This window comes from Mangrovimonas sp. ST2L15 (assembly GCF_001280515.1).
GTDB lineage: Bacteria > Bacteroidota > Bacteroidia > Flavobacteriales > Flavobacteriaceae > Mangrovimonas > Mangrovimonas futianensis.
This window is the reverse complement of sequence record NZ_LBIQ01000030.1, coordinates 1,284,034-1,300,649: the sequence shown is the minus strand read 5'-3', so window position 1 is coordinate 1,300,649 and position 16,616 is coordinate 1,284,034. Positions and strand designations below refer to the sequence as shown.

At 36.9% G+C, this 16,616-nt stretch carries 12 protein-coding genes; 7 read left to right on the top strand and 5 right to left on the bottom strand.

The window, feature by feature from the left end; genetic code table 11:
• Positions 1-49 precede the first annotated feature (49 nt).
• Positions 50-889: a hypothetical protein gene (locus tag ZA07_RS09575; RefSeq protein WP_053971469.1), complete on the bottom strand. Its 840-nt coding sequence runs from the start codon at positions 887-889 to the stop codon at positions 50-52.
• A 119-nt stretch (positions 890-1,008) separates the two neighbouring features.
• Between ZA07_RS09575 and gcvP the strand changes: the two genes are divergently transcribed.
• Entirely contained in the window at positions 1,009-3,858 is a 2,850-nt protein-coding gene (gene gcvP / locus ZA07_RS09570) for an aminomethyl-transferring glycine dehydrogenase (RefSeq protein ID WP_053971468.1), read from the top strand.
• A gap of 94 nt (positions 3,859-3,952) precedes the next feature.
• Entirely contained in the window at positions 3,953-5,011 is a 1,059-nt protein-coding gene (locus ZA07_RS09565) for a 3-oxoacyl-ACP synthase III family protein (protein ID WP_053971467.1), read from the top strand.
• Between the two features lie 14 nt (positions 5,012-5,025).
• Here the strand turns inward: ZA07_RS09565 and ZA07_RS09560 are convergent, their stop codons facing one another.
• Positions 5,026-7,293 carry a T9SS type B sorting domain-containing protein gene (locus ZA07_RS09560; protein WP_053971466.1) on the bottom strand — a complete coding sequence of 756 codons (2,268 nt, stop codon included), beginning with the start codon at positions 7,291-7,293 and terminating at the stop codon, positions 5,026-5,028.
• 161 nt (positions 7,294-7,454) lie between these two features.
• On the opposite strand from ZA07_RS09560, the gene ZA07_RS09555 reads away from it, so the two are divergent.
• A complete protein-coding gene (locus ZA07_RS09555; protein WP_053971465.1) occupies positions 7,455-7,979 on the top strand; it encodes a methyltransferase in 525 nt (174 codons plus the stop codon).
• Positions 7,980-8,828 (top strand): glycosyltransferase family 2 protein, encoded by an 849-nt coding sequence (locus tag ZA07_RS09550; RefSeq protein ID WP_053971464.1) that lies wholly within the window; start codon positions 7,980-7,982, stop codon positions 8,826-8,828.
• Here ZA07_RS09550 and ZA07_RS09545 read toward each other — a convergent pair.
• Together ZA07_RS09545 and ZA07_RS09540 are read right to left on the bottom strand one after the other, a co-directional pair.
• Entirely contained in the window at positions 8,825-9,631 is an 807-nt protein-coding gene (locus tag ZA07_RS09545; RefSeq protein WP_053971463.1) for a DNA/RNA non-specific endonuclease, read from the bottom strand. The genes ZA07_RS09550 and ZA07_RS09545 overlap by 4 nt on opposite strands.
• Complete coding sequence (locus ZA07_RS09540; protein WP_053971462.1) at positions 9,631-12,264, bottom strand: valine--tRNA ligase; 2,634 nt, start codon at positions 12,262-12,264, stop codon at positions 9,631-9,633. The genes ZA07_RS09545 and ZA07_RS09540 overlap by 1 nt, the downstream gene beginning before the upstream one ends.
• 177 nt (positions 12,265-12,441) lie before the next feature.
• Here ZA07_RS09540 and ZA07_RS09535 point away from each other — a divergent pair, with 177 nt between their 5' ends.
• Complete coding sequence (locus tag ZA07_RS09535) at positions 12,442-12,867, top strand: DUF1573 domain-containing protein (RefSeq protein ID WP_053971461.1); 426 nt, start codon at positions 12,442-12,444, stop codon at positions 12,865-12,867.
• A gap of 46 nt (positions 12,868-12,913) precedes the next feature.
• Here the strand turns inward: ZA07_RS09535 and ZA07_RS09530 are convergent, their stop codons facing one another.
• Entirely contained in the window at positions 12,914-14,245 is a 1,332-nt protein-coding gene (locus ZA07_RS09530; protein ID WP_053971460.1) for a PDZ domain-containing protein, read from the bottom strand.
• A 129-nt stretch (positions 14,246-14,374) separates the two neighbouring features.
• Between ZA07_RS09530 and ZA07_RS09525 the strand changes: the two genes are divergently transcribed.
• Positions 14,375-15,565: a pyridoxal phosphate-dependent aminotransferase gene (locus ZA07_RS09525; RefSeq protein WP_053971459.1), complete on the top strand. Its 1,191-nt coding sequence runs from the start codon at positions 14,375-14,377 to the stop codon at positions 15,563-15,565.
• Positions 15,565-16,578 (top strand): UDP-N-acetylmuramate dehydrogenase, encoded by a 1,014-nt coding sequence (gene murB / locus ZA07_RS09520; protein ID WP_053971458.1) that lies wholly within the window; start codon positions 15,565-15,567, stop codon positions 16,576-16,578. Before ZA07_RS09525 ends, murB begins: the two co-directional genes overlap by 1 nt.
• Positions 16,579-16,616: the final 38 nt, after the last annotated feature.

Below are 16,616 nucleotides of genomic sequence, written 5' to 3'. Positions count from 1 at the left end.
AGTGCAATGCATGAAGCATTCTGAAAAACAATCCCTCAAAGACCATTTCTCAAAAGAACTCCAAAAGCAAAACCAAAGCCAACCATAAAATAGGAATGCCTTCCACCCAGAAAGAACAATAATATTCAAACTGTTCCTTTTTGGATGCCCAAATAAATGCCAAAGTAACCAAAGCAATAAAACAAACTGCGGTTAAAAAATGACAAGTAACCGAGGCCTTGAACAATTCCAAAATCACAAACAACAGCATCAAAAGCACACCAAACCTCTTAGTATTTTTAATACCTATTTGCTGCGGAATCGTAGCCAGTTTTAGGCTATCATAATTCAAATCCCTGATTTCAAAAGGAAGCATCAATGCCAACACGAATAAAAATCGTTGCACTAAAGTAATTAGCGCATCAGAATTCAATTGAAAATCATTATTGACCAAGGGTAAAATGACTGTTACCCCAGCCCAAGTCAACCCAATGATATAAACCTTGACTCCTCCAACATTTCTTAAATTTTGTTGGTGGTCAAAAAGAAATTTTCTAGGCAAAAAGGGTATGGCATATAAAAATGTTACGATTCCAAAACCTACAATATAAAGCCAGGTCATTTCCTTTAGTTTCAGTCCGAAATAAATCATGGCCAAGAAACTCAACAATGAAAAAACCTGAATCACCTTAAGCCAATGTGCCAAACTCCTGTGATGAAACCTAGCCAAACCAAAATATTTCACAAAATTATATCCTGTTATCGAGGCAAAAAAAATGAATCCGATAAGAAGGGTATCCCAAGGAATACCAAACTCCAATAAGGTAATCCATGTAAGAGCACACACAGATAAAGCCACATGAATACTGCTATTAATATAAAAATTGAATAAAGCCTTAAATCGAGACATATAGCAAAAATAATCAAAGTGTTAATAACCATTTTTTTTGGTTAAAAACTTTAGTCTGCAATAACAAAAATACATATAGAAATGCGTACTTTTGCGCCTTAAAACACAACTTAAATTTGATGGATACAACCTCTTTTGCACTTCGTCATATAGGACCTGATCAACAGGAACAACAAGATATGTTAAAAACCATAGGTGTAGATAGCTTAGACCAACTGATCTATGAAACCTTACCTGATGGAATCAAACTAAAAAAAGAACTGAATTTGGATGAACCCATGAGTGAACAAGAATACCTAGTTCACATCCACAACTTATCCAAAAAAAATAAGGTTTACAAAACTTATATCGGTTTGGGGTACCACCCTACCATTCTTCCGGCGGTCATTCAAAGAAATATTTTGGAAAACCCAGGATGGTATACGGCCTATACTCCCTATCAAGCTGAAATTGCTCAAGGAAGATTGGAAGCTTTATTGAATTTCCAAACCATGATTACTGATTTGACTGGAATGGAATTGGCAAACGCCTCCTTGTTAGACGAAAGTACTGCAGCTGCAGAAGCGATGAGTCTGTTGTTTGCTGTACGTGAAAGAGCTCAGAAAAAAGAAGGCATTAATAAATTCTTTGTTTCAGAAGACATTCTTCCACAAACCCTCTCTCTATTACAAACAAGAGCTTTACCAATTGGAATTGAATTGGTTATTGGGAAAGAAAGTGAATTTGATTTCTCACAGGAATTCTTTGGGGCTATTTTACAATATCCAGGAAAACATGGTCAGGTTACAGATCTTAAATCCTTTATCGAACAAGCCAAAGAAAACAATATAAAAGTAGCTGTTGCGGCTGATATATTAAGCCTAGTAAAGCTGGAAGCACCAGGATCTTTTGGTGCTGATGTTGTGGTTGGCACAACCCAACGTTTCGGTATACCAATGGGTTATGGTGGACCTCACGCTGCCTTTTTTGCCACTAAAGAAGCCTATAAGCGTGACATTCCAGGAAGAATTATTGGGGTAACCAAAGATTTGGACGGTAATCGTGCGCTACGTATGGCACTTCAAACCCGTGAGCAACACATTAAACGTGACAAAGCAACTTCCAATATTTGTACTGCCCAAGTACTTTTGGCAGTTATGGCCGGAATGTATGCTGTGTACCACGGACCAAAAGGACTTCAGTTCATTGCAGATCGTGTACATAGTGCTACGGTTCTATTGGCTGATGCCCTTAAAAAATTAGGTTTCAAACAAGTCAACACAGACTATTTTGATACCCTTCAAATAAAAGTAAAAGCTAAAAAGGTTAAGAAAATAGCCAAGGCTAAAAAAGTCAACTTTTATTATCCAGATGATGAAACCGTTACCATTTCATTGAATGAAACCACAACGGTTCGTGATTTAAATTATTTAATATTGGTATTTTCTGAAATTGCTGGAGAAGAAGCCTTCACTATTGACGACATTACCTATGCAAATGCCATTTCTGACAAGTATCAACGTCAATCAGAATTCCTCACATTAGATGTATTCAATTCTTACCATTCTGAAACAGAATTGATGCGTTACATCAAGAAATTGGAGCGCAAGGATCTTTCTTTGAACCATTCTATGATTTCTTTGGGATCTTGTACTATGAAGCTTAATGCAGCTGCAGAGATGTTACCACTAAGTATCTTTAAATGGGCTAATGTTCATCCTTTTGTACCAGAAAAACAAGCAAAAGGATACCTAACTGTTTTAAAAGAGCTTGAAGATCAATTGACAGAAATCACAGGATTTGCTGCAACATCCTTGCAACCTAACTCAGGTGCACAAGGTGAGTATGCTGGTTTAATGGTTATAAAAGCTTATCACGAATCTAGAGGTGAAGGACACAGAAACATTTGTTTGATTCCTTCTTCTGCCCACGGTACCAACCCTGCTAGTGCGGTTATGGCTGGCATGCAGGTAGTAGTGACCAAATCTACTGATAAAGGAAATATTGATGTAGAGGACTTACGTGAAAAAGCTGAAAAATATAAAGACAATTTATCTTGTTTAATGGTGACCTACCCATCTACTCATGGGGTATATGAATCTGCCATTAAAGAAGTAACTAAAATCATCCATGACAACGGCGGGCAAGTCTATATGGACGGTGCCAACATGAATGCGCAAGTGGGATTAACCAATCCTGGTAGAATTGGCGCAGATGTTTGTCATTTGAATTTACATAAAACATTCGCCATTCCTCATGGTGGTGGTGGACCCGGAGTAGGACCTATTTGTGTTGCTAAGCAATTGGTACCATTCTTACCTGGAAATCCAGTAATAAAAACAGGCGGAAAGAAAGCTATTACAGCTATTTCTGCTGCACCATTTGGATCTGCTTTGGTATGTTTAATCTCATACGGTTACATCAAGATGTTAGGAGCACATGGTTTAACCCATGCCACCAAAACAGCTATTTTGAATGCCAACTATATGAAGCAAAGACTACAAGGGCATTTTGACACCCTGTATTCTGGAGAAATGGGTAGAGCAGCGCACGAGATGATCGTAGACTGTAGACCATTTAAAGCTAACGGTATTGAAGTAACAGACATTGCTAAACGTTTAATGGATTACGGTTTCCACGCGCCAACGGTATCATTCCCTGTAGCAGGAACCCTAATGATTGAGCCAACCGAAAGTGAAAGCAAAGAAGAGTTGGATCGTTTTTGTGATGCCATGATTTCTATAAAAAAGGAAATTGATGCTACTTCTAAAGATGATGTCAATAATGTATTGAAAAATGCACCGCATACCTTGGAAATGTTAACATCGGACACATGGAATTTCCCATACTCAAGAGAAAAGGCTGCATTTCCATTACCTTATGTTGGAGAAAATAAGTTTTGGCCTACTGTTAGACGTGTTGATGATGCGTATGGTGACCGTAATTTGATATGTACTTGCGCCCCAATAGAGCACTATATGGAGGCATAAGCCATTTTTGGACATCGTATAAAATTATAAATTAAAATTTGCTTTTAGTTTATTATGCCTACCTTCATGGCCTAATAAATTAAAAGCTTTTTTTATGGGCATCAAAATAACTGGTATAGGAAGTTATATACCAGAAAACATTGAGAAAAACTCTGATTTTAATCAACACTTATTCCTAAATGCCGACGGCTCTCAAATCAGTTCCCCTAACAGTGTTATAGTTGAAAAATTTGAAGCCATTACAGGCATTCAAGAAAGGCGCTATGCCGACAGGCATTTGGTCACCTCTGACATGGGAGCTTTTGCCGCCGAAAAAGCCCTAACCGATGCCAATATAGACCCAGAAACGCTCGATTACATAATTGTTGCCCATAATTTTGGAGATGTTAAATATGGCACCAATCAAGGTGACATGGTTCCTGGACTTGCAGCAAGAATTAAACACACATTAAGAATTAAAAACCCAAAATGCGTCGCCTACGACCTCTTGTTTGGCTGCCCTGGATGGCTAGAAGGTGTTATACAAGCCCAAGCATTCATCAAAGCAGGAATGGCTAAAAAATGTTTGGTTATAGGAACCGAAATGCTATCAAGAGTTATTGATAAACATGATAGAGACTGCATGATATTCTCTGATGGTGCAGGAGCTACGGTTATTGAAGAAACTGAAGAAGAAGGTGGCATATTGGCTTTTGATACGGCGAGTTACACCTTTGATGAGGCCTATTATTTATATTTTGGCAATTCTTATAATCAGGAGCAATCAAAAGCGAATAGTTACATAAAAATGCAAGGGAGAAAAGTTTACGAATTTGCATTGACCCACGTTCCTCAAGCTATGAAAGCTTGTTTGGACCAAAGTGGCTTGGATATAAACGATGTAAAAAAAATATTTATTCACCAAGCTAATGAGAAAATGGATGAAGCTATTGTGAAGCGTTTTTATAGAGCATACCGTGTGCCAGAGCCTGAGAACATCACCCCCATGAGCATTCATAAACTAGGTAACAGTTCCGTAGCCACCATTCCTACTCTATATGATTTGGTAAAGAAAAATAAATTGGAAAATCATGTTGTAAATAAAGGTGATGTCGTCATTTTTGCCAGTGTAGGTGCCGGAATGCATATTAACGCCATGATTTACAAAGCCTAAATTTAAAAATCAAACTAGCGTTTTAGAGTAAAATGAGACTTGTAGAATCCAGGATTCCCTTGATCATCTACATATTCTACAGTAAACCAATAATCATCTGAAGGCATTTGATGACCCTCATAGGTTCCATCCCACCTGTAATCACGTGGACTTAAAACGGCCAATTGTTTTCCAAAGCGATTGAATATTCTTAAAGTATAATCACAACTTTGAGATTCTGCCTCTGGCCCCCAAAAGTCGTTTTCTCCGTCTTGATTAGGAGTGAAAAATGATCTTAATTTGTAACATCCAAAACCATCCAAGCATCCCAATCTAACGGTCTCTATAACACCTACACATCCGCTACTTACCTCAACCAAGGATAATCCATCATAAATCCCAGCAGAGAGCCCTAGCAGCGTAAGGGTCCCGTCAGAGTCTGAACTATACACTTGGTATTCTCCGTCATCCTGGATGCCCCCAGAAAAATAAATCTGGTACTGTTCGTTTGGCATTAAGTCATTAATGATAATTTCACCATCTGTAGCAGCACAGTTTGAAGGAATAATTGGTTCAAAATCTAAAACCAGATCTTGTGATTCTATTTCAAAAGAACCCAATGTTTTGGAACATCCAGAACTCAACTCCAACACTTCCAGAGATCCATAGGTCCCCGTATCAAGTCCCATAATTGTAAGAATGCCATTGGAATTACTTTGCAAATCCAGCGCATATGGAGAACCGCCATGAGAATACCCCACTTCATAGGAAGCATTCGGCAGTAAACCATACAAGTAAAGGGCAGCATCTGACTCACCACATCGTGATGCGGGTGCCACGTCCAACTGGATTTCCAATTCAGGTGCGGAAATCAAAACATCTTCAAATTGGGCAAAACAGCTAGTTTCAACTTCCACCAGTGTAAAACTGGCATACAAACCTGAAGACAAACTTGTAAACTCCAATTGACCTTGGGAATTGGACATTTGAATAAACTCCCCCGTTTCACCATTACCATTCTCATAGCTTAAAGTATACTCCATTTCTGAATTCAATTCAGTGAACATTAAAGCGCCATCCGCAGAATTGCATGCCGTTGTTCCGCTTATATTCAAAACCGTTTCCATTTCTGGAGCAATTAGCTCAACTGGCTCGATGGTTCCTTGACAGTCATCATTTCCTATTTCTGAAATGGAAAAATTATCGTACAAACCAGTTCCCAGTCCGGTCATAATAAGCTGGCCAGTGTCCGTAGATTCCACAATTATACTTTGGGGAATTCCATTATGAAAATAGCCAATCTCAAAAATGGTTAACGGACTTAAATCTAAACCCGTAATCGTGATTACTCCATTTGTAGCTAGACAACCTGAAGGCTCAGCAAAATACCTTGTCAAATTAATTTCTGGTCTTGGCACATCCCAATACCCCATATTGTCAAAACATCCTGTATCCATATTGGTAATGAAAATATCATAATAATAACCCGCATCTAAACCATTAACCTCGATGCCCCCTAATCCAGAAGTTGAAACAACCTCAGAAAAGCTTTGATTATTTATGGAGTAAGTAATCTCATAGTCTGCCGGACTAGTATTGGAAACGGAAAAAGACATAATAGCGTCTTGACTGTCACAGCCAGAAGGAGGAATGATTGATAAAACAGCATCAAAAAGATCACCTTCAATTTCAATAGGATCAAACTCTCTATAGCACCCAGTACTGATATCTTCAACCGTAAGATTTACATAAAACCCAGGCGCCAATCCAGAAACTGTTATTAAACCAGAAAAATCTGAAGTAAGTGTAACATCTTGTAAACCCCCAAAAATATAAGTCACATCATAATCTGTAAAGGGCTCCAGACCAGAAATCTTAATATTACCATTTGCAAAACACTCACTTGCATTTACTACAAATGAAATAACTGCTGGTAGAGGTACGTGAGGGACCTCTACCGTACCAAAGGATATTTGGTCACCCAAAACCAAGTTTGTTAACTTCAAGTTTTGATAATTTCCTGACGGTAAATTACCAATGGTCAAAGTACCATTGGTATTGGTCGTCAAGGTTAATGTTTGTAAACTACCGTTGTGATATTGAATCTCATATGCTGTATTGGAATCCAATTCAGTAATTATAATAGCCCCGTCCATAGAGGAGCATGAACTAGGAGTTATCACCTCCAGTTGAGGGTCCCAATTATTTTGAATAACGTTACCCCTTGCAACACTAAAAACATGAAACCAGGCTAAGCTTAAAATAACTAGAAAGATCCTGATATTTTGGAAAGATATTTTCAAACAGCAATTTTCTATAAATATAAATCAATCAAGCCTTTAAAAAAAATCTTACATAAAAATTATGGATTACAAAAAAAGCCTGCATCTTCTTTAACAATTATAAATTATAACAACTTTATTTTGAAATTATATATTTGCAGCATGCCATTTATTCCTACCAGATGTACGAGAAAACATATCCAAACAAAAGATTTAAAAACACATTAGAATTCTTAAATAAACATATTTCAAAGGATTCAAAGGTTTTAGATTTGGGGGTTTCAAACCCCTTTTCTGAAATCATGAAAAAGGAAGGATTCCAGGTATCTAACACCAAAGGTGAAGATTTGGATTTAAATACTGAAGCCATTGAAAACTCTGCTGCAGACGTGGTCACCGCTTTTGAAATCTTCGAACATTTAGTATCTCCTTTTACGGTTTTAAAATCAATAAAAGCAGACAAATTAGTTGCTAGTGTTCCTCTAAGACTTTGGTTTTCTCCTGCATACAGAAGCAAAACAGACTTGTGGGATAGGCACTACCATGAATTTGAAGATTGGCAATTTGATTGGCTATTAGAAAAAGCAGGTTGGAAAATTTTGGATCGACAAAAATGGACTAATCCAACAAAAAAACTGGGAATTAGGCCCATACTAAGATGGTTCACTCCTCGTTATTATATTGTTTATGCTGAAAAAATTCAATAATTGAACTTTTACATTGTTATACCTGCCCATAATGAAGCGGATTCTATAGGAGACACTTTAAATTCTCTAATCCATCAAACTTTATTACCCAAAAAAATTGTGGTAGTCAATGATCATTCTTCAGATGATACTCCAAACATTGTAGAAGAATTTTCAAAATCCCATAACTTCATAGAACTGGTAAACGTTACCTCCTCCGATGAACATTTACCTGGAACCAAAATCATCAACGCCTTTTATAAAGGGTATGCTACCTTAGATGAAGCATATGATGTTATTTGTAAATATGATGCTGATTTGATCTTTCCATCGAACTACTTGGAATCATTAGCAAATCACTTCAATAAATCACCTAAATTGGGAATGGCTGCCGGTGTTTGTTATATTGAAAATGATGGTCAATGGGTCTTAGAAGATTTAACAGGAAAAGACCATATAAGAGGTGCGTTAAAAGCTTACAGAAAGGACTGTTTTTTGGAAATAGGCAAATTAAAAAGAGCCATGGGCTGGGATACCATTGATGAACTACTAGCTAAATTCTACGGCTGGAACTTCTTTGCAGATGACACACTTCATGTCAAACATTTGAAACCCACCGGAGCTTCTTATAATAAAGCCGCCAAACATTTACAGGGTGAAGCAATGTACAAAATGAGGTACGGGCTAATACTCACCACCATTTCGGCTCTAAAATTAAGTGTTAAAAAGAAAAGTTTCAATTATTTTAGAGATTACATAGCTGGCTACCTTAAAGCCTTAAAGGAAAAACCTGAATTCACGGTCACCAGCGAAGAAGGTAAGTATATTAGAAATTACAGATGGAAGGGGATTCTTAAAAAATTATATTAAAATTTCCATCCCGCTCCATCCCATTTGACTTCAATTTCTTCCTCTAATCTATCTTCCATTTTTGGAAAAAAATCAATCCCAGTTAACTTTTCTATGGAATCGACAGATACAATATATGGCTTGATTTTTCTTCCCAAAGCTCGATTAGGCATCAAAAAAGCAATGGCTTTGGGGTTACCCTCATTATAGTCCAGGATTATTTTATAGAAGTATTCTGGAACTGCCCCCTTCTCTGACCCGATGGTTTCAAGGCCCGGTTTTAAAACACCGCCTGTAACCACATAAACCCCATGGTATGATTTAGCCCAATAACGCACCTTTTGCTCCAGACTATTCCAGATACCAGAATTAAATTCATGATTCTGCGGAGAAATATTACTAGTCAAAAAAGTTTCGTTGAATAAGTCCTCATCAAATTGCCTATCTGCCGCAGGACATAAATGTCCTCTATCGTAACCCGAGTTTTTATAATTTCGCCAACTAGCAGCGCCTGTTGGTATGGCTTCATCAACTTCAAAATAAGGCCGTTTTCGGTCCACATCAGAAAGTTGATCTTCCAAAAGCTCATAAGCAACCCATTCTGCTTGCTCATAGGCTTCACTATATGACAAGGAATAGCCTTGATGATGCACGATCACACCGGTTGTACTACTGGGCAAAAAAAAGAGATTGGTTCGATCACCAATCTCTCTTCCTTCTTTAACTATGCTTTCTTTTTCCTTTTGATTTAAAAAAGTTTCAAAGGAAAATATCCCAACCACAATAGCAATCGCAATTATGGTGTAGATTTGATTCTTTTTCATCACTTCAAAGAAGACAAGCTTGCTTTTAATGTATCTATTTTTGCCAAAGCATCCGCTTCCTTTTTTCGCTCACTAGCGACGACCTGTTCAGGTGCATTGTTCACGAAGCGCTCATTGGCCAGCTTCTTTTGGACAGATTTCAAAAAGCCTTCGGTGTAATTCAACTCTTCCATTAATTTTTTCATCTCCTCTTCCACATCAATAGCACCCGACATAGGGATGAAATATTCATTGGATTTCACCCTAAAAGTAATAGCCCCATCAACAGCTTCGTTGGTATATTCAACAGCTTCTAAATTTCCTAATTTTTGAATGACACTATCAAAAGTAGGCTTAACCTCTTCATTATTTATTACCGAAAATGCCACAGCATCTTTAAAAGCAATGTTCTTATCTTTTCTAATCGTTCTTATACCCGAAATCACTTCTTGAGCCGTTTCAAATTCTGAAATTAAAGCTTGATCAAATGACTTTTGAGCGGGCCACTTGGCTACGATCAAAGCCTCTTCTGGTGTACGATCTGCGATAAATTGCCATATTTCCTCAGTAAGAAAAGGCATAAACGGATGTAAAACCCTTAAATTGTCTTCAAAAATGGCAATAACACCTTGAAGGGTTTTAGCATCTATAGCTTCCCCGTATGCTGGTTTAATCATCTCTAACAACCAGGAGCAAAAATCATCCCAAATCAATTTATAGGTTGCCATCAAAGCATCACTTAATCTATATTTTGAAAAATGGTCTTCAATCTCTACAAGAGTTTGCTGAAATTTAGCTTCAAACCATTCCAAGGCTATTTTACTGGATTCAGGCTGTTCGATAGTTTCATCAACATCCCATCCTTTGATTAACCTAAAAGCATTCCAAATTTTATTTCCGAAACCTTTTCCTTGTTGACAAAGTGCTTCGTCAAACAACAAGTCATTTCCTGCTGCAGAACTTAATAACAGTCCTACTCTGACACCATCTGCACCAAACTCTTCAATCAACTTCAAAGCATCTGGTGAATTACCCAAAGATTTGCTCATCTTTCGGCGCTGCTTGTCTCTAACCAGACCTGTCAAATATACATTTTCAAAAGGTCTTTCTCCCTTATACTCATACCCAGCAATAATCATTCTGGCTACCCAGAAAAACAAAATATCTGGTCCTGTAACCAAATCGTTTGTTGGATAGTAATATTTGATTTCCTCATTTTCTGGATTTCTGATACCATCAAAAACACTCATGGGCCATAACCAAGAAGAAAACCAAGTATCCAAAGCATCAGAGTCTTGGGTTAAATCTGAAGTCTTAAGTTCGGCATTTCCTGTCTTTTCTTGAGCCAAGACTAGAGCATCCTCCATAGTTTCTGCAACGACAAAATCTTCCTTCCCATCACCATAGTAAAAAGCAGGAATTTGCTGCCCCCACAATAATTGTCGGGAGATGTTCCAGTCTCTGATGTTCTCCATCCAATGGCGATAGGTATTTTCGAACTTTTTAGGAAATAATTTAACTTCCTCATCCTCTAAAACCGCCTTAATGGCTGGTTTCACCAAATCTTCCATTTTCAAAAACCATTGATCTGATAATCTTGGTTCAATGACAGCTTTGGTTCTTTCTGAAGTTCCTACTTTATTGATGTGATTTTCGGTTTTTACCAAAAATCCTTTTTCTTCCAATTCTTTGGCAATTTCCTTACGAGTAACAAAACGATCTTTCCCCTCATATTGCAATCCGTAGCTATTTAATGTGGCATCCGCATTAAATATATCAATCACTTCCAGGTTATGCTTCTCTCCTAGGTTCTTGTCATTTTCATCGTGTGCAGGTGTCACCTTCAAGCAACCCGTACCAAATTCTACATCCACATATTCATCCTCAATGATAGGAATGACTCGATTACAAAGTGGCACAATGGCCTTTTTGCCTCTTAGATGGGCATATCTTTCATCATTAGGATTGATACAAATTGCCGTATCTCCTAAAATAGTCTCTGGTCTTGTGGTAGCAATAGTTACCGTCTCATCACTGCCTTCAATAGGATATGATAAGTAATATAATAATCCTTGACGCTCTTCATAGATCACCTCTTCATCTGACAAGGTTGTTTTTGCCTCTGGATCCCAATTCACCATTCGGTACCCTCTGTAAATCAATCCTTTATTATATAGATCTACAAACACCTTAATTACAGATTCACTCATTTCAGGATCCATAGTGAATTTGGTTCTTTCCCAGTCACAAGAGCAACCCAATTTTTTAAGCTGTTCCAAAATAACCCCACCGTACTCATGAGTCCAATCCCAAGCATGCTTTAAAAACTCTTCTCGGCTTAGATCGTTTTTATCAATTCCTTCCGATTTCAATTTAGCTACCACTTTAGCTTCAGTAGCTATGGATGCGTGGTCAGTTCCGGGCACCCAACAAGCATTTTTACCTTGTAAACGAGCTCTTCTAATCAACACATCCTGTATGGTATTGTTCAACATATGTCCCATATGAAGAACTCCCGTCACATTTGGAGGTGGAATAACAATGGTATATGGTTCCCTATTATCAGGTTTAGAATGAAAGTAATTGTGTTTCATCCAGTAGTCATACCACTTACTTTCAACTTGGTTAGCATCATATTTTGATGGAATATTCATACTTTGGAATAGTTTTTGGAATATATCCCGCAAAAGTACTTATATTTTGTTGTTTTTCGAAATAAGATTTAGGCCTTAAAATCAAGGATTTCCATTTTTTTTAGGCGCATTACATCTAATTTTTTTGCGTTAGGCACAAAAAGTGAGTATGTTTACAATGAATTAAATAGAAATATTATGAAAAATTTAATTACAATCTTGTTTGTTGGATTATTGACCTTGAGCGTTTCAGCACAGGATAAGGTAGCTAAAATTGAATTTAAAACAGACGTTATTGACTACGGAACCATAGAAAAAGGCGCTGATGGTGTCAGAACATTTGAATTCACCAATACTGGAAATGCCCCACTGATTATAACTAATGTGAAGTCAAGCTGTGGTTGTACGGTACCTGAGAAACCAGACGGACCAATCATGCCAGGGGATACAGGAGAAATCAAAGTTAAGTATGACACAAAACGTGTGATGCCTATTAGAAAATCGATTACTGTAACTTCTAATGCTGAAACTCCTACTGTAGTTTTAAAAATCAAAGGAGAGGTCATTGACCCTAGTAAAAGTAGCGTTCTAGAAAAAAAACAGAAAAGCTTAATGGAAAAATAATTCCATAGGAAGTATCATTTAATAAGGCCTTGAGAAATCAAGGCTTTTATTTTTTAAACGGGGATTCTAATTCAAATTTAAATTCCAAAACATCGCCATTCCTATCTACTTCAAGCTCTATTTCCTTACCTACCTCTTCATAAAATTTTAACATCACCTCTTGTAGTGTATATTTTTCGCACGGTCTACCATTGACAGATAAAACTACATCACCCAATTCAAGACCTGCCCTCTCTGCCGGAGAGCCTGGTCTAATCTCTACTATTGAAAAAGCTGGTTTTAATGCCAATTTATAGCTGGGATTCAAAACTATTTTAGTTGAGGGCGTATTATTGTCTTCTCGATTAATTTGTTGCATTTCATAGTAAGCTTTTTCTTCTGTAATTAATCGAACTCCATCATGCTCCAATTCAATCCCTGAATTATTATAGCTGAAAGGATCCTTAAAATGTCGGTTCTTTTTAAAACTAATTTTTGAATTGGGGTAATCGACCACCAAATTAAATCGTTTTAAAATGTTTCCTGCCAAACTGCCATCTCTGCCTTTAATTTTTTTGACATAGGCTATATCAGATGTGTCAGGAAAAGACACATTTGTATTCTTTAATTCAAATTCTTTTATGATAAACTTCTTTAACTTGGAACGTTTACCATGAACACTTCCGCTTAACCCATGCCCCAAGAAATCATTGAAATAAGGTTGATTGTTTACAATCCTCTTATTTTCAAATAGCCAAAGAGCGTCACTCCCGCCTGTATCAACCAATAACTTCACAGGAATTTCCTTTTCCATTAAAACTATAGCTACATCAACATAGGGTTTGTTCTTATGTAATTCCATTTCCGAGGACACACAACTTTTGCAGTGCCTATAACGAAATATTTTGGGATCTGTAATCCGAATAAATCTTGAAGAATAATTGATTTCTACTATCAGGTCTTTAAAAAGGTCAAAGCCAATGATTCCATGCAAAGGAAAACCCAACCTTGGCGTAAAATTCAATGCCGAATCATAAATGATGTACAGATCTTGATTGACATTAATGGCATCTCCCAACTGCACTACATTTCCCTCTGACTTGATGGATTCCACAGCTTGACCCTCACCCAAACCTCTAAGAAAAATGGTTGATGTTTTTTCTATTTGAAGGGAATCTGTCAGATTTAAGAAATTAAAAATAATAGGTTTGCTTACCCCAGTATCCAAAAGAAAAGACAATTCTACCCCATTCACTTTTATCGGTATGACTATTAAATTATTAACTAATTTAAAGTGGATTTTATCCGATCCCTTTTTGTTTTGAATCACATATCGTCCTTGAGCCAAACAGAATTGAAAGGAGCATGCCAAAATCAATGTCAAAACATACCGCATCATAAGCTATCAAGCGATTCTATGTCATTGAATTTACAAATCTTTAGGAAACCTATAATTTTTTGCATTTATTTTTAAATAAAGTTTAAGATTATTTCGAAATTTGCACTCCAATAAAATTAAAAAAATACTATGCCTGCAATATCCAAAAAGGGGTTAGACATGCCTCAATCCCCCATAAGAAAATTGGCACCTTACGCTGAAAAAGCCTATGCTGAAGGAAAAACGGTTTACCATTTAAACATTGGTCAGCCAGATATTAAAACGCCTGAAATTGCATTAGATGCTGTAAAGATTCACAGTTTGGATATTTTGGCTTACACCAGATCTGAAGGTTCTGATGATTACCGTCAAAAAATTGCGGGTTATTACAAAAAAAATGACATTCACGTTTCCAAAGATGATATCATCGTAACTACTGGTGGTAGCGAAGCCTTACTTTTTGCTTTTGGAAGTATCATGGATATAGATGACGAGATTATTATTCCAGAACCCTTTTATGCAAATTACAATGGCTTTTCTACGGCTTCAGGAGTTAATATAGTTCCTGTCATTTCTAAAATAGAGGACAACTTCGCACTTCCTGCTATTGAAGAATTTGAAAAGTTAATCACACCCAAAACAAAAGCTATCCTTATTTGTAATCCTGGAAACCCCACAGGATACCTTTATTCAAAAGAAGAGATTAAAAAACTTGCGGCTATTGTTAAAAAACATGATTTGTTTTTAATTGCTGATGAAGTTTACCGTGAATTTGTTTATGACGGGATTGAGCATTACTCTATTATGCAGGAAGAAAGCATTCAAGAAAATGCAATCATGATTGATTCGGTTTCTAAAAGATACAGCATGTGTGGTGCTCGAATTGGTTGTTTGGTTTCTAAAAACAAGGAAGTCATTGCAACAGCTCTTAAGTTTGCTCAAGCAAGATTAAGTCCACCTACCTTAGCTCAAATTGCCAGTGAAGCGGCCTTGAACACCCCTCAAAGTTATTTTGATGAAGTAAAAGCTGAATATGTATCTAGAAGAAATACCTTAATCGAAGAATTAGAAAAAATTGAAGGCGTAAAAGTAGCCAAACCTAAAGGAGCTTTTTATTGTGTTGCTGAGTTACCAGTTAAAAACGCAGATGATTTTGCCCAATGGCTTTTGGAACATTTTGTTGTTAATGGAGAAACTGTTATGGTTGCGCCAGCTGCCGGTTTTTATTCAACCCCAGGGGTTGGTTTGAACCAAATCAGGATTGCGTATGTTTTAAATGAAAACAGTTTAAGAAAAGCCGTTAACATTCTTAAAGAAGCTCTTAAAGTTTATCCCAATTAGTGCCTGTTCAAAAAAACATATCACTAAAACCTTATAACACCTTTGGAATAGACGTTAAAGCTAGTTCTTTTGTTTCTGTGTCCCATGTTGGCCAATTAAAGGAAGTTCTTGATTTAAAGGAATACCCTGATAAATTTATTTTGGGAGGTGGCAGCAACATGCTCTTGACCAAAAATGTGGATGCATTGGTTATTCACGTTAATCTTAAGGGAATAGAAATTTTAAAGGACAATTCAGAACATGTTTGGGTTAAGGCAAATGCTGGAGAAGTTTGGCATGAATTTGTTTTGTATTGCCTAGAAAACAACTTTGGAGGTCTCGAAAACCTATCCCTTATCCCTGGAAATGTTGGCACCGCTCCCATTCAAAATATTGGCGCCTATGGAATGGAACTTAAGGATGTTATGGATAGTTGCGAAGCCTTAAACATCAAAACCAAGGAAATTAGGAGTTTCTCAAATGCTGAATGTCAGTTTGGATATAGAAATTCTATTTTCAAAACTCAAGAAAAAGGAAATTTCATCATCACTAGTGTCACTTTTAAGTTAACCAAAAGAAATCACGTTTTACACACAGAATATGGTGCCATCACTCAAGAACTTGACAGTCTTGAGATACAAAACCCTACCATACAGGATGTTTCTCGCGCAGTCATAAATATTAGAGAAAGTAAACTTCCTAATCCAAAAGAGATTGGAAATAGTGGCAGTTTTTTTAAAAATCCTGTCATTTCTTCCAAGGCATTTGAAAAGCTCAAGGAAAATTTTCCAGATATTCCTGGTTATGTTCTTTCAGATTCTGAAGTAAAAGTCCCTGCCGGTTGGCTTATCGAGACAGCTGGATTTAAGGGAAAAACGTTCAAAAACTACGGTGTGCATACCAAACAAGCGTTAGTACTCGTTAATTATGGTGGCGCTTCAGGGCAAGAAATTTATCAACTGTCAAAATTAATCCAAACGACCGTACGTCGAATTTTTGATATTTCAATTGAAGCAGAGGTAAATATTATTTAATTTGCCCAGATTTCTATATTTTTGGAAATCTGCTTTGA